At 51.2% G+C, this 23680-nt stretch carries 17 protein-coding genes, 1 tRNA gene and 3 pseudogenes; 11 read left to right on the top strand and 10 right to left on the bottom strand.

Annotated features, from left to right (window positions below; all coding sequences use genetic code 11):
• Positions 1 to 69 precede the first annotated feature (69 nt).
• Genes LOZ86_RS13650 through LOZ86_RS13635 form a run of 4 tightly spaced genes read left to right on the top strand, consistent with a single transcriptional unit; the run spans position 70 to position 3330 of the window.
• Positions 70 to 1551, top strand: a complete 1482-nt coding sequence (locus LOZ86_RS13650; protein ID WP_052012128.1) for an AMP-binding protein — start codon at positions 70 to 72, stop codon at positions 1549 to 1551.
• The gene (locus LOZ86_RS13645; protein ID WP_039488024.1) at positions 1541 to 1768 is read left to right on the top strand and encodes an acyl carrier protein; all 228 of its coding nucleotides are present in this window, start codon (positions 1541 to 1543) and stop codon (positions 1766 to 1768) included. The genes LOZ86_RS13650 and LOZ86_RS13645 overlap by 11 nt, the downstream gene beginning before the upstream one ends.
• Positions 1769 to 2845: a 3-oxoacyl-[acyl-carrier-protein] synthase III C-terminal domain-containing protein gene (locus tag LOZ86_RS13640; protein ID WP_052012127.1), complete on the top strand. Its 1077-nt coding sequence runs from the start codon at positions 1769 to 1771 to the stop codon at positions 2843 to 2845.
• Positions 2839 to 3330, top strand: a complete 492-nt coding sequence (locus LOZ86_RS13635; RefSeq protein ID WP_039488023.1) for a DUF2165 family protein — start codon at positions 2839 to 2841, stop codon at positions 3328 to 3330. Before LOZ86_RS13640 ends, LOZ86_RS13635 begins: the two co-directional genes overlap by 7 nt.
• A 225-nt stretch (positions 3331 to 3555) precedes the next feature.
• Here LOZ86_RS13635 and LOZ86_RS13630 read toward each other — a convergent pair.
• Positions 3556 to 3684: pseudogene (locus tag LOZ86_RS13630) on the bottom strand (IS3 family transposase); the annotation flags it as partial.
• 80 nt (positions 3685 to 3764) lie between these two features.
• Between LOZ86_RS13630 and LOZ86_RS13625 the strand changes: the two are divergent.
• Positions 3765 to 4852, top strand: a protein-coding gene (locus LOZ86_RS13625) for an IS3 family transposase (protein WP_161546915.1) whose coding sequence is annotated in 2 segments (ribosomal slippage) — positions 3765 to 4017 and positions 4017 to 4852 — 1089 coding nt in all. Because the reading frame shifts where the segments join, the coding sequence is not laid out codon by codon here.
• 149 nt (positions 4853 to 5001) lie between these two features.
• Here LOZ86_RS13625 and LOZ86_RS13620 read toward each other — a convergent pair.
• Positions 5002 to 5985 (bottom strand): AraC family transcriptional regulator, encoded by a 984-nt coding sequence (locus tag LOZ86_RS13620; protein ID WP_052012124.1) that lies wholly within the window; start codon positions 5983 to 5985, stop codon positions 5002 to 5004.
• A 448-nt stretch (positions 5986 to 6433) separates the two neighbouring features.
• Between LOZ86_RS13620 and LOZ86_RS13615 the strand changes: the two are divergent.
• The 6 genes and pseudogenes from LOZ86_RS13615 (at position 6434) to LOZ86_RS13595 (ending at position 11058) form a co-directional block, all read left to right on the top strand.
• Positions 6434 to 7576: pseudogene (locus LOZ86_RS13615) on the top strand (MFS transporter).
• 67 nt (positions 7577 to 7643) lie between these two features.
• Positions 7644 to 8720, top strand: coding sequence for an alpha/beta hydrolase (locus tag LOZ86_RS13610; protein ID WP_039487972.1), 1077 nt, complete (start codon positions 7644 to 7646; stop codon positions 8718 to 8720).
• A 24-nt stretch (positions 8721 to 8744) separates the two neighbouring features.
• Positions 8745 to 8933, top strand: a complete 189-nt coding sequence (locus LOZ86_RS21360; protein WP_306440224.1) for an SDR family NAD(P)-dependent oxidoreductase — start codon at positions 8745 to 8747, stop codon at positions 8931 to 8933.
• Entirely contained in the window at positions 8930 to 9511 is a 582-nt protein-coding gene (locus LOZ86_RS13605; RefSeq protein ID WP_308706228.1) for an SDR family oxidoreductase, read from the top strand. Before LOZ86_RS21360 ends, LOZ86_RS13605 begins: the two co-directional genes overlap by 4 nt.
• Positions 9512 to 9550: 39 nt before the next feature.
• Positions 9551 to 9937: pseudogene (locus tag LOZ86_RS13600) on the top strand (SMP-30/gluconolactonase/LRE family protein); the annotation flags it as partial.
• Positions 9934 to 11058 carry an MBL fold metallo-hydrolase gene (locus LOZ86_RS13595; RefSeq protein ID WP_225969946.1) on the top strand — a complete coding sequence of 375 codons (1125 nt, stop codon included), beginning with the start codon at positions 9934 to 9936 and terminating at the stop codon, positions 11056 to 11058. The pseudogene LOZ86_RS13600 and the gene LOZ86_RS13595, both read left to right, overlap by 4 nt.
• A gap of 201 nt (positions 11059 to 11259) precedes the next feature.
• Here the strand turns inward: LOZ86_RS13595 and LOZ86_RS13590 are convergent.
• The 8 genes from LOZ86_RS13590 to uhpC all read right to left on the bottom strand — a co-directional run bounded on the left by LOZ86_RS13590 (position 11260) and on the right by uhpC (position 23676).
• Positions 11260 to 11335 (bottom strand) — tRNA-Asn (locus LOZ86_RS13590).
• A gap of 142 nt (positions 11336 to 11477) precedes the next feature.
• Positions 11478 to 12740 carry an MFS transporter gene (locus LOZ86_RS13585; RefSeq protein WP_039473900.1) on the bottom strand — a complete coding sequence of 421 codons (1263 nt, stop codon included), beginning with the start codon at positions 12738 to 12740 and terminating at the stop codon, positions 11478 to 11480.
• A 260-nt stretch (positions 12741 to 13000) separates the two neighbouring features.
• A complete protein-coding gene (locus tag LOZ86_RS13580; RefSeq protein WP_039487745.1) occupies positions 13001 to 16132 on the bottom strand; it encodes a beta-galactosidase in 3132 nt (1043 codons plus the stop codon).
• A 329-nt stretch (positions 16133 to 16461) separates the two neighbouring features.
• Positions 16462 to 17538, bottom strand: a complete 1077-nt coding sequence (locus LOZ86_RS13575) for a LacI family DNA-binding transcriptional regulator (protein ID WP_039487748.1) — start codon at positions 17536 to 17538, stop codon at positions 16462 to 16464.
• A gap of 200 nt (positions 17539 to 17738) precedes the next feature.
• Positions 17739 to 18797: a ferric ABC transporter ATP-binding protein gene (gene fbpC / locus LOZ86_RS13570; RefSeq protein WP_039487749.1), complete on the bottom strand. Its 1059-nt coding sequence runs from the start codon at positions 18795 to 18797 to the stop codon at positions 17739 to 17741.
• Positions 18798 to 18802: 5 nt separating this feature from the next.
• On the bottom strand, positions 18803 to 20881 hold the full coding sequence (locus tag LOZ86_RS13565) for an ABC transporter permease (protein WP_230242141.1): 2079 nt from the start codon (positions 20879 to 20881) through the stop codon (positions 18803 to 18805).
• A gap of 398 nt (positions 20882 to 21279) precedes the next feature.
• The gene (locus tag LOZ86_RS13560; RefSeq protein ID WP_014914786.1) at positions 21280 to 22314 is read right to left on the bottom strand and encodes an ABC transporter substrate-binding protein; all 1035 of its coding nucleotides are present in this window, start codon (positions 22312 to 22314) and stop codon (positions 21280 to 21282) included.
• A 36-nt stretch (positions 22315 to 22350) separates the two neighbouring features.
• Complete coding sequence (gene uhpC, locus LOZ86_RS13555; RefSeq protein WP_039487753.1) at positions 22351 to 23676, bottom strand: MFS transporter family glucose-6-phosphate receptor UhpC; 1326 nt, start codon at positions 23674 to 23676, stop codon at positions 22351 to 22353.
• Positions 23677 to 23680: the final 4 nt, after the last annotated feature.

Genomic DNA, 23680 nt, shown 5'->3' with positions numbered 1-23680 from the left:
ATTGGCATCTGTAGATGCGTTGTTACTGCGACAGCGCCACTACGTAATCAATTAGAGGCGAGCAAGAAAATGATGCAGAAATTAACTCCCATGCAAGTCAGTACAAAATTAAAAATGCTCAATATCTCGCTAAACCGCATGCTTATGGAAAATCCAGAAGCTATGGCAGTAAGTGATGGTGAAACTCACTTAACGTGGAAGCAAATGTATGAACGTGCAGTTCAAATCGCCGTACATTTCAATAAAGCGGGTATGGTGTCAGGACAACGGCTTGCTCTTGATGGCCCACGGTCAGTAGAACTTTATCTGATGGTTTTAGCATGCCTGCTATCCGGTATTTCATTTATTTCAGTACCAAGAAATATGAGTAAAGAACAAAAGTACCAGTTTACTGCAAGCACGGGGTGTGCAGGAATTTGCTCGTCATCATGCAAATTTGAAGAGCTACATAACACTCACGCTGGAGAGTGGTATCTTGGTGTAACACTTGGTGAAAGTCGGTCCGGATATAGTAACGAGGTGTACTGCGTAAGGACCTCTGGTACCACTGGAGAGCCTAAACTTGTGCCAATCCACATCGCTCAGATTAATTCATTTTTGCAAAATACCTATAGCGAAATCTCTGTTCGGCAAGGATTTAACTGGTCGTGGATTCACGATCTCTCGTTCGACTTTTCTATTTGGGAGTTGTTTGGCGCACTGAGTTATGGTGGTTGCTTGGTAGTCATCAGCGAACAGATGAAAAGTGATCCTGCCCAAACCCGTGAGATATTGCAAAAGGCCAATGTGCACTTACTATCCGTCACGCCGTCAGAATTTCGCTACCTGTTTGGTGGGCAGTCACCGGCGATTTTAAATCACCTATGTCTTAGGTTGATAGTATTTTGTGGTGAGAAGCTGACAGCTGAAACCCTGCGTGTGTTTTTCCCCGCTTTTGATGAACTCAAAGTACAATTGCTGAATACTTACGGTCCCTCGGAAGCAACTGTTTTTTGTTCAGCCTGGAGGGTGAATGCGGACGATTTTAAATCCGATATTATTCCAATTGGTAAACCATTTCCGGATATGAATTTTTCTCTGGAGGAATGCAGGGAAGAGGGGGGGGGGAATTTAGTATTACGCGGGGGGCAGGTTTTTTCTGGTTATGAAGGCCGCGATCCTATACTTGCGGGTTATTTAACCGGTGATATTTGCCGCTGTGATAACGAAGGGGTTTGGCATTATATTGGCCGTAATGAAGGTTATTATAAGATAAATGGATTTCGAGTTGATCCTCTGGAAGTTGAGGAGTTCCTTCAATCTATACCTGGTGTATGTGAGGCTGTAGTCTGGCTGGAAGAATCCGTAACTGCGTCGCCAATATTAAAGGCTTGTGTAAATATTTCGGTAGGTGTTAATTTAAGTACTCGTGATCTCAGGCGTGCCTGTGTCAGAATGTCTCCATGGTTAAGACCTGCACATTATTTGATTGTAACCCAAAACGAATGGCCTATAAATTCACGTGGAAAGTCAGATCGCGCAGAGATAAAAAGGAAGTTTTATGGAATTTAAAAGTAATAGCCATAAAATTATTATTAATGAGATTAAATCTATGCTAAATGAAACAGACGTCAGGTTGGATGATAATTTCACTGAGCTAGGAGGGAATTCAATCATGGCCATAATAATAGCAAATAATTTGCAAAAAAATTATTCTATTAAAATAGAGTTAGCTCAATTGTTGGGCGGCCAGATTGGCGAGATTGAACTAATACCGCTGGACAAATAAATGAAAATACTAAGTACAGGGCACGCGTTATCGCAAGCTACCCGTCTGGAGGAAATTGTCCATCCTAATCAGCTACAGTTAGATGCAATAGGCCGTGCGGGTTATAAGCAATTCTGGACTGAATCTCGGAGCGTGCGGCTAATGGTTGCCTCAGCTGCACGAAATGCACTGGATCAGTTCAATATTGCATCCGAGAAAGTAGGGTTCATTGTCGCTGGGTTTTCGGGAGTTCCCGATTTTATTGGTATCGACTTAGCCTGTCAGGTTGGAGCAGAGCTAAATTGTCATCAGATTAGAACGCTCAACTTAGTTGAGGGCTGTGCCACTGCTGTAAGCGTATGGAAGCACGCAGCTTCACTTTGTGCTGAGATGCCAGAAGGTAAATTAGGACTGGTAGTTCTGGCGCAACGCATCAGCGATACGCATCAGGATAGGTTTGGACTTATGAATGCTGCTTTAAGTGATGGTGCAGTTGCTTGTGTAATAGGAAAGGCAACGAGATATGCAGATCAGCCCGGATTGCGCTTCATATCTACAGAAGATATCTCTGATTGCCGTTATGTAGACATGATGCGCATAGAATGCGGTGGTGGACAATTACCTTTTCTACCTGAAGGGCGTGATAGCAGAAACGATAAATTAGGGCGGGAACGGATTATGGAAAATTATCATTTTTCCGCTCAAGATTTAATGGATTTCTTAGCTTTACGAGCAGATAACAGCGTCAATGTCATTCGCCGTGTATTGGAAAATTCTGTGTGCCGAGATACTCCTCCTTTTCTACTACATACCCTTGAAGGAAAACAGAGCATAGAAAGCCTTTGTCAACGAATTGGCATTCCCATTGAGAAAAGCAATCTTAGCCTATTATCAGAATTAGGGCATGTAGGTTGCGCCGATCCGTTATTATCACTTCATTTGATGATGCAGAGAGAAGAAATTAAGCTTGGAGAAGAGGTTGTAATGAGTACTATTTCTACAGGTATGAAATGGGGCGCATCACTTTTCAGGTATGATGCCGCTGCCAGCAAAAAGGATTTAAGCTATGAGCTGGAAAGGAATAAAAACTTATGCTAGCACTAAGTGGAGTCAATGTTATCAAAGTAATTATTGTTTCAGGCTTGGCTTTATGGAATTTACTGGAAGGTATAGGGCTGGTTAAAGATTTCACTGGCGCACAAAAAATGGTAGGCAGGATCATGAATATGGAAATGATAGAAGCACCACCTGCCGTGCCTACAAATCTGATGAGCCGCCGCATTAATTATCCTTTCTTACATAAACTAGGTGCAGTAATACTAATAGTATTTAATTTTACGTGTGCATTACTCCTGTTTATTGCCGTGTCTAGTGTGATTCGTGAGGCGCCCACCCCTACCGGAGTTAAATTATTCCTTGAATGGAGCAACTATGGTCTGGCTGTATTTATAATAATGGGTTTTTCGTTAAGTTTCGTTGGTCTATGGTTCGCCTACTACATAAAGCAGAGTGAGCTAATGATTACCCACTTTTTATTGATTATTCTGGGAATAGTAGCGGCCGGATTTATTAATTTTTCGTAAAATTTCATTAGATGTTTGTTGCTGTACCCCTGCGCTAATGTCTAGACTGCTTTCTTTTCTAATTGTGAAATGCAGACATGCGGAATGAGGGCACAACGCGATGGGTTTGTACAAACGGCTGACGATATTACTTTGCAGGGGCGGGCGCCACTAATTATCGCAGCCGTTTAACCTCCTTACCAGCCGATTCTGCATCGCCATATTGGCGTACTCAAAGTGTAGTGGTCAACTAAAACTGGGCACTGCGTTAGAGTTTTTCCAGTATCTATTTTCTGACTCGTTTGGTGGCAACCCACCGTTATATTCGTGCGGCCTGAGTGTGCTGTAATCCCCAGCGATATAGTCCGTCATTGCATGAGCGACGGGTAATCCCCCCGAAAAAGCGGTGTGTTTATAAGTAGAATTTTCTCGTAATCTGAACTGGGGAGATCTCTATGAAAAAATCACGTTTTACTGACAGCCAGATCATGTCCATCCTGAAGCAAGCCGAGGCCGGAACACCTGTGGCCGAACTGTGCCGCGAGCATGGTATGAGCAATGCCAGTTTCTATAAGTGGCGTTCTCGCTTTGGCGGTATGGACACCTCCATGATGACCCGTCTGAAAGAACTAGAAGACGAAAACCGTCGCCTCAAAAAAATGTATGCTGAAGAACGGCTCAAAGCCGAAATCATTCAGGAGGCCATGGCAAAAAAGTGGTGATGCCATCGTGTCGAAAGCAGATGGCACAGGAAGCGGTCAGAAACCGAAACGTCAGTGTGCGTTTTGCCTGCCAGTTGTTTGTTGTCAGCGAAAGCTGTTATCGCTATCAGCCTCATCTGAATGAAGAAAATGACCTCATTGCTGACTGGCTGCTCCGCATCACTGACAGTCAGCGCAACTGGGGATTTGGTCTGTATTTTTTGTACCTGCGTAATGTCAAAGGCTTCAGGTTCAACCACAAAAGGGTGTACCGGATTTATTGCGAGTTGTCGCTGAACATGCGAATCAAGCCGAAAAAACGACTGAAACGGGATAAACCTGAACCGCTGGCGGTGCCTGAAAACAGAAACGAATGCTGGTCGATGGACGTCATGCATGATCAGCTATCGGATGGTCGTTCAGTCCGTTTGCTGAATGTTATTGATGACTTTAATCGTGAAGCACTGGCAATTGAGGTGGATTTTTCCCTGCCCGCCAGTCGGGTAATCAGAACGCTAGAACAACGTATTGAGTGGAAAGGAAAACTGACGGCAATACGGTGTGATAACGGGCCAGAATATACGGGGAAGATGCTGATGTCGTGGGCGGTTCATCAGAATATAACCCTTCGTTTTATTCAGCCCGGCAAACCTCAGCAGAATGCCTATATTGAACGATATAACCGGACGGTGCGTTATGACTGGCTGGGGCAATACCTATTTACATCACTGGATGAATTGCAGAATTATGCCACTCAGTGGCAATGGTTTTATAATAACGAACGTCCGAATATGGCGTTGAATGGCTACACACCGATGCAGCATATTCAACGCATAACCTGATTCTACTTATCACCTCCGCTAAAAATGGGGGGATTACCGTAGGCCTTGTATGAAATAATAACACGCTATCACCAGAGCAACTCGATGTGGCAGTTGTTGAACACGGTATGACCTCGAACAGCACATTTCCGGAAATAAGCGTAGGGTGGCTAAAGCGTCGCGGTATTAGGCTTAGAGATTTGGGCATAGGCCGTTACATTTATGCCGACGTTTTCTCTCGCTTTCTCTCGCAGCGTTGCTATATCCCGCTTTGGGGCGACGCCAAACATACGACTGTATTCGCGACTGAATTGTGATGGGCTTTCATATCCAACCTCGAAAGCCGCCGTTGAAACGTCACGGTGTTCGTTCAGCATCAGTCGTTTCGCCTCATTCAGGCGCAACCATTTTTGATACTGAATTGGACTCATCGCCGTCAGTTGCCGAAAGTGCTGATGGAATGATGGCGTACTCATCTGAGAATGGTGAGCCAACTCTTCAACCCGCAAGGGCAATGCAAAGTTCACCTTGAGCCAATCTATCGCCTTTCCAATCCGGTGCCCATGGCCATCGACGGCTGCAACTTGTCGCAGCCTGGCAGCCTGATCGCTCATCAACAACCTGTAGTGAATCTCACGTTGAATCATTGGCTCAAGAATGGGGATGGCCTCTGGTTCATCCAACAATGCCACTAGACGGCTGAACGGCGCTAAGATCGCCTCCGTGACGGTACCAATACCTACGCCAGTACTTACTGATCTATCCCTTCGCGGTGACAAATTGCCGTGGGCGATCAACTCAGCCAAAACTCGCTGATCCAGTTTGAATGCTAGCCCTAAGCACGGCTGATCACTGCTTGCCTCTGTGACTTCTGAGTTCGCGGGCAGGTCAAGCGATGTGACCAGAAATCGCGATGAATCATATTCGTAACCCTCACCACCGACCCACATCTTCTTGGCTCCATCCACAACCAGAACGATGCTGGGGGGAACCATACAACTGACTGGTGGAGCGGGTGCATTGCGGCGAAAGAGATCCAAACCCGGAATCGCAGTGCCGAAATCGCCTGTGCCAGGTGTGCGCTCACCGATGTCGCTAATCAGCGTACTCAGGTAGTCATCTCGTTGCTTCTTGGGGGATTGTGCAGAAATCATCTTGGCTCGCTCCTCTACGAATTTCACTTCTCACTGTAGCCTATCTGAGACGCGTAAGCCTATAGGGCCTGCAAAGGTTCATAGGATTAGGCATGTAAACCATAGAAATATGCTAATGGCGCTCAGGTCAAAGATTCTACAATCCTCACACCAAGAACGAGCATGTCTTGGCGCTTGGAATTAGTAGACACGCCAACAGGCCGAGCTGTGATAGCGGTTGGGTCTGGACTAGATAAAACAGAACAGTGGTCGTGTTACCAGAACCGTTTGTAGGTTGCGCTGGAACGCTCATCGGCAAAGTACCAAATCAATGAACAAAACGGGTATGTCAACGGCATGCCAGCATCTCCTGTGTTATGAGTAATGAGGAAATACTTACGTGTTATTAGATCGCAGCAGCCGACATTTTCATGGCGAAGAACGAAAAGCATGGGGCGCCGTAGTTGCGATGTCTTTGGCCGCCTTCGCTTTAGTCGCCTCGGAATTTATGCCTGTCAGCCTGTTAACACCTCTGGCAACTGACTTACTGATCACCGAGGGTCAGGCAGGTATGGGTATCTCGGTATCCGGACTGTTCGCCTTGTTCACCGCGCTTTTGATTACACCCATCGCCGCCAAGGTGGAACGCAAGCGCCTACTGTTATCTATGATCCTGCTTATGGTCATTTCTGGAACAATAGTTGCGTTCGCTGCCAACTACGAAATGTTCATGGCTGGACGAGCGCTCATCGGCGTGGCAATTGGCGGTTTCTGGTCACTTAGCGCTGCCACATCCATTCGTCTTGTTCCAGCCCATCAAGTGCCGAAAGCCCTTGCATTAGTCAACGGTGGCAATGCACTCGCCACGGTTATTGCAGCGCCAGTGGGCAGTTAACTCGGCGCTTTTATCGGCTGGCGATGGGCATTCTTTACCGTGGTTCCGGTTGCCATGATAGCACTTGCGTGGATCATGCTCAGCATGCCCAGACTGGCACCTCGTCCCACATCGTCAGGCTCGGGCAATGTTCTCCTGCTTCTCAAGAAGCCGCCCATCGCATTGGGGATGTTAGCGGTCGCGGGTTTCTTCATGGGCCAGTTTATGTTGTTCACGTACCTGCGACCATTCCTTGAAACGGTAACCCGACTCGATATCTCGATGGTGTCTTTCGTGTTGCTGCTGATCGGCGTCGGTGGCCTTATCGGTACGTTTCTGATCGGAGCCTTCCTGAAAGACGGCGGCCTGTACAAAACACTGGTCAGCGTGCCGATCATGATGGCGATAATCGCACTGGCGCTGGTGGAATATGGTGATGCCATGTTAACGACCGCAGTACTTCTGGTCATTTGGGGGCTAATCGCGACGGCGACGCCGGTGGCGTGGTTCACCTGGATTGCACGCTCGGTCCCGAATGACGTCGAGGCAGGTGGTGGCCTTTTCGTTGCCATTTGCCAACTCGCGATTGCTCTCGGAGGCACCGTCGGCGGAATCCTTTTTGACACGCTCGGCTACCGGGCGACGTTCGAAGTCAGTGCACTTCTGCTTGCTGCTACTGCCGTTCTCTCTTACCTCGCGGGCCGGTCAGCATCGCAGATGCCTATCTCCCCCATGTAGTGACAGACATTCTCAAACGCGCGCTGTGAGGCGAGCACTATTTACCTAATCCTGAAGGAGTAAAGCCATGACCCGTTTATTTTCTCCAACGATTTTCTTCAAAGTTGCACTCATCACAAGTGCTATATCAATGGTCGGCGTACAGTCAGCTACGGCTCAGACTCAGGCGTCTACAGCAGACACACCGTTGCAATTGGTCCAAACTTGGGACAAGACCTTCCCCCAGAGCAAGAAAGTTGATCACCAGAAGGTCACCTTCAAAAATCGCTACGGCATCACCCTTGCCGCTGACCTGTATTTACCGAAGAACCGTGAGAATCAGAGCCTGCCTGCGCTGGTGGTTGGCGGTCCGTTCGGTGCAGTGAAGGAACAAGCATCAGGCTTGTACGCGCAAACGCTTGCCGAGCGCGGCTTTGTCACGCTGGCCTTCGATGCTTCCTATACAGGGGAGAGTAGCGGCGAGCCACGTAACGTAGCGTCACCGGATATTAACACTGAGGATTTCATGGCGGCGGTGGATTTCATCGGGCTGCAACCCTACGTCAATCGTGAGCGTATCGGTGTGATCGGCATCTGCGGTATGGGCGGCATGGCATTAAATGCCGTGGCTGCCGATAAGCGTGTTAAAGCCGTTGTCGCCAGTACCATGTATGACATGAGCCGTGTTATGTCTAAAGGGTATAACGACAGCGTGACGCCTGAACAACGGGAGCAGACGCTGGAGAAACTGAGTCGGCAGCGCTGGGAAGATGCAGCAAACAAAACACCGGCTTACCAACCGGCCTATAACCACTTGAAGGGCGGCGAAGCGCAGTTCCTTGTTGATTACGCTGACTACTATATGACGCCACGTGGTTATCACCAGAGGGCTGTCAATTCTGGTAACTCTTGGACGGTCACCACGCCGCTGTCGTTCATGAATATGCCGATCCTGACTTACATCAAGGAAATTTCGCCACGTCCTATCCTGTTTGTCCACGGTGAAAAGGCTCACTCACGTTACTTTGCGGAAACTGCCTATGAAGCTGCGGCGCAGCCGAAAGAGCTCTTGATCGTTAAAGGCGCCAGCCACGTTGATCTGTATGATCGCATGGACAAGATTCCCTTCGACGCGATGGCGACGTTCTTCAATAAATACCTGTAAAACCGATAAATTTGGGGGGAACATATGGATATCACCTACAACTTCAAAGGAAAAGTTGCCCTGGTCACTGGCGCAGCGATGGGAATGGGGCTAGCCACCGCACGCGCGTTCGCACGAAGCGGCGCGCACGTGGTGTTGGCAGATCGCAATGGCGAACTTGCTGTTCAGCATGCTAGCGCCCTCGTGGCTGAGGGGGCTAGCGCCTTGGGGTGACTTGTGATGTGACAGACGAAGCTCAGATCGCTTCGACTGTGGATCGAATCATCGCTGAATATGGGCAGTTGGACATGGCCTTCAACAACGCTGGCATCCAGGTGCCGCCATGTAATGCAGCCGAAGAGCCGGGAGAGGCATTCCAGCGGGTCGTGGCCGTCAACCAGTTTGGCGTTTGGGCAAGCATGAAGCATGAGCTTCGGGTAATGCGTTCCCGAGGAACTGGAGCAATTGTTAACAACTCATCGCTAGGCGGTCTGGTTGGACTGCCCGGTCGAGCGTCCTATCATGGTAGCAAGCATGCCGTTCTGGGCATGACCAAGAGCGCGGCAGTGGAGTATGCTGCTCTTGGCATACGCATCAACGCGATATGTCCAGGCACCATCGACACACCGATGGTGCAGGATATGCTCAGCGGACAACCAGAGGCGATGGCTGCGATCCTGAAGGAACACCCGATTGGGCGAGTGGGGCGGGACGATGAGATCGCCGCCGCGGTCCTGTGGCTGTGCAGCTCCGCAGCGAGCTTCGTGATCGGCGTCAGCCTGCCTGTGGACGGTGGCTTCACTGCCCATTGAATGCGCTGATATGGAATGGCAGCCCATCAATAGTGTTGGTGGGCTGCCTATATCGGTCACAACCTCTTGCATCGTGTCGAATTGACCGATGCGACGACAATCGCCCCAATCGGCTCTGCCATTCCCTACCGATTTACAGGGCCAGCACCGGACTCGATGCGCGTGGATGCAGATGGCAATGTCTACGTGGCGATTTATGGGCAAGGCCGGATTATGGTCTTCAACCGTAACGGCATTCCCATCGGACAAATTTTGTTGCCTGAGAGGGATAACGGGCAGAACTTGCATTCAACCAGTCTGGCTATACGGCCTGGTACAAATGATCTTTATGTCGTTTCCAGCGATGGCCCTGGCGGACAGCAGGCCGCTATTTTCCACTCAAAGGTTTTTGGCTTAGGTCTTACACCCGAGGTAGTTCATCAGTGAAAGTTTTCAATATCTGGTTTGTGATCAAAGTGGGGCTGATTATTGCTCTTGTGTCTGTACTGGCCGTGGTTGCTTATCTGCAGCATCCCTTGTTTGGTCAGCTTCCAACTGAGGAGCAATTGGCACGCATCACGCAGTCGCGGAACTACCTTCAGGGAGAATTCCGAAACCAACTCGAAACGCCGTTACTGACAACCGATGAATCACAGTTCTCAATCATGTTAAGTAACAGTTTCGGCAACAATGGCAATCCGCGGCCTCCGGGCGCGCTCCCTGCGATGAAAACAGATCTCAAAGCCCTTGATGTAAAACGGGATTTGGTAGTCTGGCTGGGGCATTCGTCATACTTTGTACAAATGGCTGGGAAACGCATCCTGATTGACCCAGTGTTCAGTGCCAACGCCGCGCCAATCCCGTGGGCCAACGAGGCATTTGAGGGCACAAATCTGTATAGCGCACAGGACATGCCTGACATTGATGTATTGCTGATCAGCCACGATCACTACGACCATCTGGACTATCCCACCGTTCTGGCGCTTCGAGACAAGGTCAAACGAGTGGTCGTTGGCCTTGGCGTTGGGGCGCACTTCAAACGTTGGGGCTACTCTGCTGACCAGATTCAGGAAGCTGACTGGAATGACATCGTCAAGGAATCTCCTGAGCTGGATATCCACGTCGTTCCGGCCCGACATTTTTCCGGTCGTACGCTGACGCGGGACCAGTCACTCTGGGTTGGTTTTGCGCTATTATCGCCGCAACGTCGTATCTTCTTTAGTGGCGACTCAGGGTACGGCCCGCATTTCGCCGCAATCGGCCAGCAACTAGGACCCTTTGATTGGGCAACGGTCGATACAGGGCAGTATGACCCGCGCTGGGCTTATGTGCATATGAATCCCGAAGAGGCTGCTCAGGCTGCTGAAGATTTGAGGGCACGCACGTTTACACCAGGCCATGCAGGCCGCTTCTCAATCTCGCCTCACGACTGGGATGACCCGTTCAAGCGAATCACAACGGCAAGTGCTGGGCGTGGGTATGCGCTATGGACGCCAGAAATTGGCCGCACGATTTATTTAGACGACCAAGCACAGACGTTTACCCGGTGGTGGGAGCAAGTGCGATAGCGCTTATTTTTGAGTTGTTAAGAGGCATTTGGGGGTCACTCCGTTATCGAACCAACGTGACCCCGAATCTGACCACCAAATTCTTTCGATGCAGAGGAAAAGCGGAATGTACACCGGAAAGACTCTTGCACGTGAAGGTATTGAATAAAGTGATAAAACAAAAATCCCGCTTAAGTTTCCTTAAGCGGGATTTTCTAAATTTGGCTCCTCTGACTGGACTCGAACCAGTGACATACGGATTAACAGTCCGCCGTTCTACCGACTGAACTACAGAGGAATCGTGTGAACGGGGCGCATAATAACGGCGTGTGCCGCGCATGTCAAAGGCGTAAACCACAAAATTGCACTGTTCGGTGAGAGAATGTTCAATTTGCCGATATTTTTGACAAATATCGGTATTTTATCGCGTCCTGCCATCGCTAGAGTGTATTCAGCGGCGCTTTTTGTTTATCGGAAAATGCATACAGCGGCCCTTTTCCTGACAGCGTAAATAGGGAGATCGCGGTAAAGGAGAGGGCGATGCCGCCTAAAATCAGGTAAGTGCCATGAAAACCGATGCTGTCATACATATTGCCAGCAAAGATCGACATGAAGATGATGGATACCTGTTTAAAGAAGCAGAAGCACACCAGATAAATCGTTGCGGAAAAGCGGACTTCAAAGACTGTAGTAATGTATTTGAAGCAGCCGACAATCAGGAACGGCACTTCAAACATGTGCAGCGTTTTCAGCACAATCACTTCCAGTACGGAACTGGCAAAGGCCGAGCCAATAATGCGCACGGACATAATTGTTCCAGCAATGAGCAGGGCGTTTTTACCACCGATACGGTTCACAATCAGCGGTGCGAAAAACATGATGCTGGCATTAAGCAATTCACCCAGCGTGGTGACGTAGCCAAATACTCGTGTCCCTTCTTGTCGGGTCTCGAAAAACGAGGTGAAGAAGTTGGCAAACTGCTGATCGAACACATCATAGGTGCAAGAAACGCCGACGACATAGAGAGTCAGGAACCAGATTTTGCGTTCTTTTAACAGTTCAGCCGCCATTTTCAGGTTGAACGGTTTCTGGTTGGAACCTACTTGATCGGCAACGAGAGCGCTGGATGAGGCCTCTGGTTTCGCCAGCAGCAACAGGATGGCGAGGATGACGGCACAACCGGAACCCAGCCAGAAAACAAACTGGTTATTGATGGTAAACATAATACCGACGATAGACGCACAGAGCGCCCAGCCGAGACAGCCGAATAGACGTGCACGGCCAAATTCAAACTGGCTACGGCGGCTGACTTTCTCGATATAGGCCTCAATAGCTGGTGCACCACCGTTGTTGATGAATCCCAGGTAAATCCCGCCGACGATAGAACCTAAAACAATGTTGTATTTTAGTAATGGGCCGAAAACATAAATAAAGAACGGAGCAAAAAACACTAACATAATGGTAATAATCCATAGCAGGTGTTTTCTCAATCCCAATTTATCGGAGAGCAAGCCAAATATCGGTTGAAATAGCAGGGCGAAAAAGGAAATACAGGCGAAGATAATTCCCGTGTCGCTTTTACTTATTTGGTTAATATCATGAAGCCAAATAGGGAAGAAGGGGAAGTAAGCCCCCATGATGAAGAAATAGAAAAAGAAAAACAGGCCGAATATCCAAAAATTCTTATTATGTAGGTAGTACATGTTGCGTTCTCCGATATGCATAATATCCGCAACCTTTATTTTGATGGCGGATATACACTTGCTGGATACAATCAGGATGGAAAGAGGCGGTATACCCGTCATGCTTCAAGCCGCAGGTGTGTTGGCTACGCTCAGTTACCCGAATCACTTACTTGAGTAAGCTCATCGGGATACCTTCTCTTGCCGCCTGCCTGCAACTCGAATTATTTAGGGTAGATACCCGCTCTCTTTCGTTGTTTTTTTAATACTGTTTTTTCATATCAATATGGCTGGTGATGTTGCATGGCGACGCGATAGTGATAATGCGTGGCCGTGAGTAAGTCATCGCGATGAACGCTAGGGCTCCAGGAGTCATCGCCGCCAATTCCCATGTGAAAGCCATCCAGATTGAGCCAAACGCCTTTTTCCTTTTCTAATAAATGATGGTGAGTACACGTCATCAATTGCGCTAGCCCGTAGCGGCTTAACCCAAAATGGAAGTTGCCGGCGATCGTCCATTTGCCATACGTCAGCGTGCGCGTATTACAGCGCAGCCCGTTTTCCGTCGGGAAAATGTAAGGTGTGTGAAGGTCATCCAACGGCAGATTCCAGTGCCCATGCTGTGCTGCGAGCTGTCGGTCTGGGTAATTTTCATGTGGCCCAAGTCCGACCCAACTGACCTGAGGCGCGACGTCGGCTAGCTGGCAACTCAAGCCCACTCTGGCCAGTGACGGCAGCACGGTGGCGACATCAACATCGACATCCACGGTCATCACGCCATGCGCATCAATCTGCCAGCGCTTTTTACTCCGTAGCAGGATCTGTCCGGCATGGCGGAATACGTGCTCGGTGACAATGTGCACGGCATCGGCGAGTTGGTCAGCCTGAATCGCAACACACTGCGTCTGCAGTTGATAAAGTCCGGCCGATTTCCAACGTTCGGCCCAGGCGCGTGGATCGATGCGATCGATTTCGCTGATGCCGATGTCGTTATCCAGCGGTGCCCGAACAAACTGATCCTGCAAGGGAGTTAGCAGCGTTGGTGCATCCGCCGTCCACCACTGTTCCAGCCAGCCGCTCTGGCGGTTAAAGCGCCAATGCTGTTCGCCCTGAACGATGTCAAAGTACGCATCGGACGATCGCAAAACGGGGGGATTCTTCTGTCCAGAACACGATGCCTCGGGAAAATGAAGCGGTGCAGGAAGTTGCCACTGATCCCAGGCGCAGCGGTGATTGGCTTCTGACCAAGCGGTGGCTTTCGGCTGTACAACTTCAACATTGAGCCAAAGTTCCCCTGCGTAGTCGACAGTGGGGAGGGCTTCCAGCAGCGTCAGAGTCTGGGTGGCCTGCGGAGCTAGCGTCAGCGGCAGCGAACCTTCTGCGAGCGTCTTATCATTCAGCATAATGCACCAGTTCAACTGTTCATTGTCCGTATGGCGAAACAGGTACCCGCTGGTGACGTGCAGTTCACACGGCGATTCAGCCTGCCAGGCGAATTGAATGTGCTGCTGTGCCCGCTGGGCTTCATACAGGCTGGGATGCGGAGTGCGATCGGGAAAAAGCAGGCCGTCCAGACAGAACTGGCGATCGTTAGGCATGTCGCCAAAATCTCCGCCGTACGCCCAGTAAGCATTACCTTGTTCATCATGGCGGGTCAGTGCCTGATCGACCCAGTCCCAAATAAATCCGCCTTGTAGCCGAGGATAGTGGCGGAATGCCTGCCAGTAGCGCGCGAATCCTCCCAGACTGTTGCCCATCGCGTGTGCATACTCGCAGAGGATGAGGGGCCGATGCTCGTCTGGCATGCTGACCCATTTGGTGATCGACCATTTGGGGACGCTGGGGAAGGGCTGATCTTCATCAACGCGAGCGTACATTGGGCACACAATGTCGGTCGCTCGGCTATTCGCGCCGCCGCCTTCGTAATGCACTGGGCGAGTCGGATCGTGGCGTTTGATCCACTGATAGAGTGCATCATGGTTTGCGCCGTAGCCGGATTCATTCCCCAATGACCAGATAATGATGCAAGGATGATTGCGGTCGCGCTGCACCATCCTTGATACGCGTTCGCTATAGGCTGGCAGCCAGACCGGATCGTCCGACAGACGATTCATCGGCTGCATGCCGTGCGTCTCAATGTTTGCTTCATCCACAACATACAGGCCGTAGCGATCGCACAGCCGATACCACAGCGGATGGTTGGGATAATGTGAGCAGCGTACGGCGTTAAAGTTATGCTGCTTCATTAGCATAATATCGTGCCGCATGGTGTCTTCATCCATGACCTGACCGTGCTGCGGATGGTGTTCGTGACGGTTAACCCCGCGAATCAGCAGCGGTTGACCGTTCAGCAGCAGCAGGCCGCTGCGGATTTCAACTTTTCTGAAGCCGACATCATAGGCTTCCGCTTCGACTAGCTCGCCTTCCGCCGTTTCCAGTGCGACAACAACGCGATACAGGTGAGGCAGTTCGGCGCTCCACAGGTCGGGCTGTGGCACGTCGATGCGGAGAAAAGATTTATCGTGATAGGCACCGCGCTCATCGACAATGTTGCTGCCGAATGCCTGCCGCGTACCACCGATGAGCTTACTACCACGCCAGAGCTGTGCGTGGACGCGATGGTTCTTGGCCTCATCTTCAGAGAGCGTTGCCTCCACCTGAATATCCAGCGTGCCGTGGCGGAAATCAGCGCTGAGCGGTGTAGTGAGTTGGATATCACTAAGGTGAACCGTCGGTTTGTGCAGAAGTGTGACGTCGCGGAAAATACCGCTCATACGCCACATGTCCTGATCCTCCAGATAGCTGCCGTCAGACCAGCGTAGCACCATCACCGCCAGCCGATTCTCTCCGGTCGTCAGATAGCGACCGATATCAAACTCCGCAGGCAGGCGACTATCCTGCGAATATCCCACCCAGTGGCCGTTACACCAGAGATAAAACGCGGAGTTAACGCCATCAAAAATAATCCGGGTTTGTCCGCTATTGATCCAGTCTTGATTGACCTTAAAAGTGAGCGAGTAACAACCTGTAGGATTGTCTTCTGGCACATAGGGTGGGTTGACGGGGATCGGGTATTTTACGTTGGTGTAAATCGGCGTGTCATAGCCCTGTAGCTGCCAATTGGCAGGCACTGGAATGGTGTCTGAATCAGGCAGATCTTGCTGTAACCAGCTTTCCGGTACGGCTTCAGGGCGGGTGAAATAGCTAAACGTCCATTCACCATTCAGGCGACGAAGCCGCTGAGAAGGCTCATCTTGCTGTGCGGCAGCTACGCTGCGCCAGCTGTTGAACGGTGGGTGAGCTGGGAGCCGCTGATAGTGAGTACAGGCTGGGTTTTCCCAATCACGTCGGGCAAGGATCTCTTGCAGTGTGGCGCGATGGCGTGCTGGATACGGTAAAACGGTATCGCTCATGATGGCTTGGCTCCTGAACGTCTTGAGTCTATTTTTGTGATTGGATATTAAAATTGTCATCCGCTCACAATTTATGTTGTTCATAACATATCGACTCGTCAGGGCGAGTAAAGTGGAACGTGACAATAAAGTGGAAGCGATCACAAAGATCGTTTGTAAAATGAGTGGTGATACATCGGATTTGGAAAGCGCTACGCAGTAAATTAACGAGAGATGATAAATAACTTATTGTTTATCATCTTATTTTGTTAGGGTTTGGCATCGATGGTGAAAAAGGTGCTGTTGTGTAAAGGATTACAAATAGTGTAAAGGGTTACAAACATAGAGGGTTACAGCCTTTGTAGCTGGCGTGTAATGTCCAACAGGTTTTTGGTGAGTTCTTGCAGGGAGGCATGGGTTGATGAATGTTCGGCGGTGCTATGGCGTACGATCAGTTCGGTGGGTAACAGCAGCGATGTGCTCTGGGTAGGATCGCGCAGCGTCTCGAGCAAACGAGTGACGCCTTCTTTACCTAATAGCCTGAAATTCTGGCGAATGGTTGTCAGTGGTGGGGTGTAATACGCGCTGTCCTGAGTATCGTCAAAACCGATCACTGACATCTGCTCTGGTACGCGCAGGCCATACTCGTGCAGTGCACGCAGGACGCCAAGCGCCATTTGATCGTTCGCGACAACAATGGCAGAGACGCGCAGAGATTCTCCCAACAGGGCCAGCGTCTGGTGGTAACCGGATGCGGCGCTCCAGTCACCGTGTAGCACCGAAGCAGGGGAAAGCTGCTGTTTTTCCAGCTCGGCGAGCCAGCCTTCATAACGTAGGCGGGCGGAGATCGACGTCATTGGTCCGGTCAACAGGGCGATGTGTTGATGCCCCAGCTGTACCAGATGCGTGATGGCTAAACGTGCGCCGTGATCGGGGTCGAACATGACGTTGAGTATGTCGGTATGCGGATCGGCATCCATAAACAGGACAGGCGTGTCGGCACAGGTCTGGCTAATGTGAGCGACTTCATCCGTGGATAGCGGAACATTCACGATAACGCCACTGACACGCTGAGAAAGCAGGTCGTTCACGGCGTTATTGCAGGTATTGACATCCGAGCTGCTTAGCATAGACATCACGATGTTAATACCTAGCTGGCCGGCGGTGGTCTTAATCGCTGCAGCAATTTGTGAAGGTGCGTGCAGTGAAAGATCGGTAGTGACCAGCCCCAGCGTGGTGATGGTTTTCCCTGCCAGTTGCTGTGCAACGCGATTTGGCGTGTAGTTAAGCGCCGCCATCGCCTGTTCCACTTTACTGCGAGTACGGGATGAAACATGAGGCGCTTGGTTCAGCACGCGGGAAACCGTCTGATAGGAAACCCCAGCGTACTCGGCGACATCGTTTAAGGTTATGGGTTTCTGTTTCATAGCGGCTATTCCGTGCGTGATTCTATGCGTAAAAGAGCATCATCATAACAAATCGCGCGGGGAATCCGTAACAGGCGTATGTATTCCGGCGCAATCAAGGTAGACGAAGAGAAGCGGACGTTTATAGGCGTTTTTAGATGGTTGTAAAAAGTAAAACCGGGAGCAAGTGCTCCCGGTTTGAGGGGATGGTTACCCGATGTTTACTGCTCGGACAACACAAACATGCCGTAAGGGTGGATTTGCAGATAGTAGCTGTCGCCCGGATTCGGCTGAAGCTGGGTTGCGTTAACCTGCAACAGCATAGACTGACCGTGCCAGTCCACCTGCACTTCGTACTGTGGCCCCATGTAGGCGACCTGTGTGATGGTGCAGCGCTGGCTTTCGTCACCCTGATGGCTGAGCGTAATGGCTTCCGGACGAATACCGACGACGGATTCGCTTAATCCGGCGGCAAAGCCCTGCGGACGCGGAATGAGATAGCCGTAGATATTCACACTGTCTGCCGTAAAGGTGGCAGGGAAGATATTGGCATCCCCCATAAAGCTGGCCATGAAGCGGGAAGCTGGCTGGCGGTAGAGCTCCTGCGGTGCGCCCAACTGCATGATTTTGCCTTTGTTCATCACCAGAACCATGTCGGACACCGCAAAGGCTTCGCTCTGATCGTGCGTAACATACAGCGAGGTGATGTTGAACTGCTGCTGAAGCTCACGGATTTTCTCACGCATGCTGCGGCGCAGGTTGGCATCAAGGTTACTCAGCGGCTCATCGAACAGCAGCACTTTAGGTTTGAGGATCAGCGCACGCGCCAGAGCGACACGCTGCTGCTGTCCACCAGAAATTTGGTCGACGTAACGATCTTCAAACCCTTCCAGATCGACCAGCGCCAGCGCTTCTTTTACCCGCTTATTGATTTCTGCCTTCGGGCGACCGAGCATTTTCAGCCCGTAGCCGATGTTTTCCCCCAGAGACATGTGCGGGAAGAGGGCGTAAGACTGGAACACCATGCAGATATCACGCTGCTGAATGGAGCGCTCGGTGACGTCTTCGCCATCGATGAAAATCTGGCCTTCTGTCGGCTTTTCCAGACCGGCAACGGCCCGCAGTACCGTGGTTTTACCGCAGCCAGACGGCCCCAGCAGCGTGACCATTTTTCCCTGTGGGATCGCCAGATTCAAATCATCAATGACGGTGTTGTTGCCGAAACGTTTAGTGATGTGCTTCAGTTCGACAAAGCTTTTTTCAGTATTCAAGGTAATCACTCCGCTTAGGCATTATTCTTGGCTTTCGTGCGGGAAATCCGCGCTTCACCGACCAGATAATCGAACAGGAAAATAATGGCCAGCATGACCACAATCAGGATGGAACCGTAGGCAATTGCCATACCGTATTCACCGTCTTCCACGCGGTTAAGAATGTAAGACGTGGCGACGCGAGTATCCGGTGTAACCAGAAAGATAATGGCGCTGACGGTGGTAATCGCACGTACGAAGCTGTATATCAGCGCAGACAAAATGGCCGGACGCAGCAGCGGGAGCAGAATATAGAACACCGTGCGCATCGAACCCGCACGTAGGCTGAGCGACGCCTCATCGAGCGATTTATCCAACTGTCCCAGTCCGGCGATACCCGCACGGATACCAACCGGCACGTTACGCATCACCATCGACATGATGACGATCACCGCAGTTCCCGTTAAGTAAACCGGCGCGCTGTTAAAGGCCAGGATGTAAGACACACCGGCAACCGTGCCCGGCACCGCAAAGCACAGCATGGTGGTGAACTCGATAGCCTTCTTGCCGTAGAACTGCTGGCGCACCACGATGTAGGCGATAAGTAGCCCGAACAGTGCCGTAATCGGTGCTGCGATGCCTGCGAACAACAGCGTATCCAGCAGGGAAGGCCAGGCGCCGTCGCTAAAGCCTTGCCCGAACAGCTTGCTGAAGTTATCCAGCGTCAGGGTGTAATCCACGCCCCAGTTAACGGTAAAGCTGCCGTAGAAAATGCTGCCGTACAGCAGGACGTTAAAGGCAATCCAGACATAGAGCAGGATGCTGACGATCCACACCAGCGAAACGGGTAGCGGCTGTACATCACCCCGAGAGGATTTACCAGAAATCGTCACGTAGGAGCGTTTACCGATCCACAGATATTGCACGCAGAACACGGCCAGTGAGAACACCAGCAGAACAACGCCGAGCGTACTGGCTGACTGGTAATCCAGCTGTGCGCCGGTGATATAGAAGTAAATCTGGGTGGCGAGTACGTCGAAGTTGCCGCCCAGTACCAGTGGGTTACTGAAGTCGGCCAGCGACTGGACGATCACGATCAGGAACGAGTTGGCGAGCGCCGGTTTCAGCAAGGGCAGGAAAACCCGCTGAAAGGTTTGATAACGGTTAGCACGCAGGGTGTATGACGCTTCTTCCAGCGATGGATGAATGGTCTTCATCGCGCCTTCCAGAATCATAAATGACATTGGCGTGAAGGCGAGAACCTGCGCCAGCCAGATGCCGGTAAAACCGTACAGCCAGTTGGTGTTCGTCAGTCCGAACCAATCCACCATCAGCTCCGTCATGTAACCGGAGCGGCCCATCATCAGCGTCACGCCTAACCCGACGACAAATGGTGGCGTAACGATAGGCAGAATGGAGAAAATACGGCCAATAATGGCGGAGCGGCGGGCGATGCGCGAGGTATAAATCGCTAGCACCATACCGAAGAAAGTACAGCCGATACCGACGGCAACCGACAGCAGGAATGAGTTCCAGATCACCCGTAAGATGTGCGCCTGACCCAAAACCTGCATAAACGACAGCGGCGCGAATTCACCGCTGTCGTTGGTGAACATCGGGATGAAGATAGCGATGCTGGGGTAAAGGATAAAGACGCCAATCAGCGCGATGATGCTGATGAGCGAGCCGATGACGAAGCGATCGCCACCCAGCCAGTCCAGCCTAGAGAGCGCCAGCGTAATAATCGCACTCAGCGCGACAAACAGCGCAATAGTGCCATAGCCCATTCCGCGTCCTTCAACCGTGGCACTGATGACCACGAAAAGAGCACAGAACAACGCGTAAGCCGCATCAAAACGGTGGCGGCCACGCTGTTCCCGACCGGGCGTAAGCAGTGGACGTGCCAGCAATCCTACTGGGAGCAGGAACCACAGCAGGCTGATATTGAGGCTCGACCAGCTGTAAGCCGCCAGTAGTTCATCGAGTGAGGCATCCAGCAGGCCGTAATCCAGGCTCCACGCTGGCAGCAGCAAAAATGTTGCTGCAATCAGCGCCAGCCACAGGAAAACGGGATCCCGCTTAGGCGTCGGTGAAAGAGTTAGTGTGTGTGACATATGGTTCCCTGGTGCGTGCAAGTTTTATACCCGTCATACTTCAAGCTGCCTGTGCGTTGGCTGCCCTTACTCACCCCAGTCACTTACCTGAGTAAGCTCCTGGGGATTCGCTCGGTTGCCGCCTTACAAGGCTATAAATGAGCCTTGCCCTAACGGGCCAACGCATAGCGTTGTTCAAAACGCTAACGTTTTGTCACTCAACTCGAATTATTTAGGGATATTGAGTTGTTTTATGAGATTGAATCGTCACAGGTATTAGGTGTTGAATAATATTGAGTAATGGTTAATTAGCGATGCTGAGAACGCGGCGTTCAGCGAAATGCGAGCAAGCTTTGCCGCCGTGTTCCCGTTATTTTTTAATCAATAAAGGTCAATAAATTAAGGGCAATGAATCGAGATTATTGGCCCATTTTGACTTCGTTAACCCACTTGGAAATCAGCTCTTTACGCACGTCTGCTGCGCCGTATTTGTCCATGTCGTAGTTGATCAGTTTCAGATCCTGCAACTTCAGCGACAGCGGAGAGGCTTCTGCGGTGGTGTTGGTCAGAATCTGGTAGGACTGGCCTTTCTTCCAGGAGAGTTCCTGTGCTTCTTTTGACAGCGCCCAGTCAACGAACAGCTTGGCGTTATCCATATTGCGCGCGCCTTTCAGGATGCTGACGCCGCCAATTTCATAACCGGTACCTTCACACGGGGAGATCAGCGTCAGCGGTGCGCCTTTCTCTTTTTCCAGCGAGTAGTCATGCAGGAAGCCGATACCGATAGCGGTTTCACCACGTGCGGCGTTACGTGCTGGGGCAATACCGGATTTGGTGTACTGTGACACGTTGGTATTCAGTTTTTTCAGGTAATCAAAGGCCTGATCCTGACCCCACAGCTGGGAGAAGGTCGCCAGTGCGGTATAGGCCGTACCAGAACTTTGTGGATCGGCAATCTGGATCTCGCCTTTGTAGATCGGATTGGTCAGATCTTTCCAGCACTGTGGAACGGGCAGGTTTTTCTCTTTCAGGCGGTCGGTGTTGACGCCGAAGCCGAGGATACCGACGTAAACGGCAGACGAGTAGTTGCCTTTACGTTTGGCGGGATCGCGGAACTGCGGCATGATCTGCTCAAGGTTTTTAGACTGATAAGGTTCCAACAGATCCATTTCGCCCGCTTGAGATTGCGGATCCAGCGTGCCGCCGTACCAGACGTCAGCCTGTGGATTTTTCTTCTCTGCATCGACTTTCGCCAGCGTGCTGCCAGAGCCGTTGCGGATAAAGGAGGTTTTAACGTTGTGTTTCTCACCGAAGGCCTTGGCTTCTTCCTCGCAGAAGGCGTTAGTGGCGCTACAGTAAATGACCAGGCGTCCTTCCGCCCGAGCAGTGGTGGTGGTAACAGCAGCAACGGTCAGTCCAGCGGCGATGAGGGTAGTTAAGGTACTCAGTTTCATGATGTTTTCCTTATAGGTGTCTATCTGTTGTTATTGCTATTTTGATGTCATCAAACGTTCCCGGCGGCTGACACCTGCCATCAGCAGCGGCATCAGTAACAATCCGATACAGGCTGAAGCCAACGCCAGCAGAGTAAAAAATCCCGACCATCCGTAGTGTTGCAGCACCTGTGCTAGCGGCCAGCCCGCCAGCGCTGCCCCCAGATAGGCAAACAACGCCAGAAAACCTGTCACCGTGCCTGCGGCATCCTTATGGCTGTATTCCGTCGCAGCCAGACCAATCAACATCTGTGGTCCAAAAACAAAAAAACCGATACTGAAGAAACAGGCCGCGAGCAGTGAATAGTGGTGGATCGGTGCCAGCCACAGCGCGGTCATGGTTAAAAACAACCCTAGTGCAAACAGCAAAATCATCGGTGCGCGTTGACCACGAAACAGCAGGTCCGAACCCCAACCGGCAAACAGTGCCCCCATTAATCCGCCCAGTTCAAACAGCGACAGCGTGGCGTTCGCGCTGAGCAAGTTGAAACCGTGGCTCTCCGACAGCCAGATGTTCCCCCAGTCATTCAGTGCGATACGAATCAGGTACACCAGAATGTAGGAAAACCCGAGCAGCCAGATGGTACGGTTACGCAAAATCGCATCGCGCAGAATCTGGCGCATCGGCATCGGCGGGCTTTGTTGCTCCTGACGAAGCTCCAGCGCATCACGCCGCCACTGGCCGACGCTGGGTAATCCCTGTTGCTGCGGTTTGTCGCACAACTGCCAGCACAGCCACAGACCAATCACAATGCCGATGATGCCCGGCACCAGCAGCGCCGCCTGCCATCCCCATTCGGAGGCCAGGTAGCCCGCCAGCAGGGGAACCGCCGCACCGCCGATATTGATCGACGTATTCCAGCATCCCCACCAGAGGCCGCGCTCATTGCGCGAATACCAACTGCTCAGCAGTCTGGCGCAAGGCGGCCACCCCCAGCCCTGAAAGAACCCGTTCAGCGCCCAGACAATCAATAACCCCGTGAGCGACTGGCAGTACATGAACAGAATGTTCAGCACGCCGGTAATCATTAGTCCGACACCCATAAACCAGCGCACCTGACTGCGATCGCACACGATGCCGGAAATAAACTTGGACGCGCCATAACAGAGATAAAACAGCGTCCCCAGCAGACCGATATCGCCTTTGCTTAACCCTAATTCCAACTGCATCACCGGCATGACGAAGTTGATGCTTTTACGCGTCAGGTAAAACGTGGCATACCCGATGACCATGGAAATCAGCAACCGTGGTCGCCAGTAGCGATAACGCTGGCTGATTTGTGTGGGTGAAAGCTGTCCCGCTGGAAACATGGGTGCCTGCATGGGA

The organism is Pectobacterium parvum, from assembly GCF_020971565.1.
Classification (GTDB): Bacteria; Pseudomonadota; Gammaproteobacteria; order Enterobacterales; family Enterobacteriaceae; genus Pectobacterium; species Pectobacterium polare.
This window is presented reverse-complemented; position numbering and strand designations above follow the sequence as displayed.

What these genes read in the sequence shown, in the direction of transcription:
- LOZ86_RS13620 (WP_052012124.1), bottom strand. Translation starts at nt 5,985, where the DNA reads ATGATTTCTGCACAATCCCCCAAGAAGCAACGAGATGACTACCTGAGT.
- LOZ86_RS13580 (WP_039487745.1), bottom strand. Translation starts at nt 16,132, where the DNA reads ATGAGCGATACCGTTTTACCGTATCCAGCACGCCATCGCGCCACACTG.
- LOZ86_RS13650 (WP_052012128.1), top strand. Translation starts at nt 70, where the DNA reads ATGATGCAGAAATTAACTCCCATGCAAGTCAGTACAAAATTAAAAATG.
- LOZ86_RS13645 (WP_039488024.1), top strand. Translation starts at nt 1,541, where the DNA reads ATGGAATTTAAAAGTAATAGCCATAAAATTATTATTAATGAGATTAAA.
- LOZ86_RS13610 (WP_039487972.1), top strand. Translation starts at nt 7,644, where the DNA reads ATGACCCGTTTATTTTCTCCAACGATTTTCTTCAAAGTTGCACTCATC.
- LOZ86_RS21360 (WP_306440224.1), top strand. Translation starts at nt 8,745, where the DNA reads ATGGATATCACCTACAACTTCAAAGGAAAAGTTGCCCTGGTCACTGGC.
- LOZ86_RS13585 (WP_039473900.1), bottom strand. Translation starts at nt 12,740, where the DNA reads ATGTACTACCTACATAATAAGAATTTTTGGATATTCGGCCTGTTTTTC.
- LOZ86_RS13565 (WP_230242141.1), bottom strand. Translation starts at nt 20,881, where the DNA reads ATGTCACACACACTAACTCTTTCACCGACGCCTAAGCGGGATCCCGTT.
- LOZ86_RS13640 (WP_052012127.1), top strand. Translation starts at nt 1,769, where the DNA reads ATGAAAATACTAAGTACAGGGCACGCGTTATCGCAAGCTACCCGTCTG.
- uhpC (WP_039487753.1), bottom strand. Translation starts at nt 23,676, where the DNA reads ATGCAGGCACCCATGTTTCCAGCGGGACAGCTTTCACCCACACAAATC.
- LOZ86_RS13575 (WP_039487748.1), bottom strand. Translation starts at nt 17,538, where the DNA reads ATGAAACAGAAACCCATAACCTTAAACGATGTCGCCGAGTACGCTGGG.
- LOZ86_RS13560 (WP_014914786.1), bottom strand. Translation starts at nt 22,314, where the DNA reads ATGAAACTGAGTACCTTAACTACCCTCATCGCCGCTGGACTGACCGTT.
- LOZ86_RS13635 (WP_039488023.1), top strand. Translation starts at nt 2,839, where the DNA reads ATGCTAGCACTAAGTGGAGTCAATGTTATCAAAGTAATTATTGTTTCA.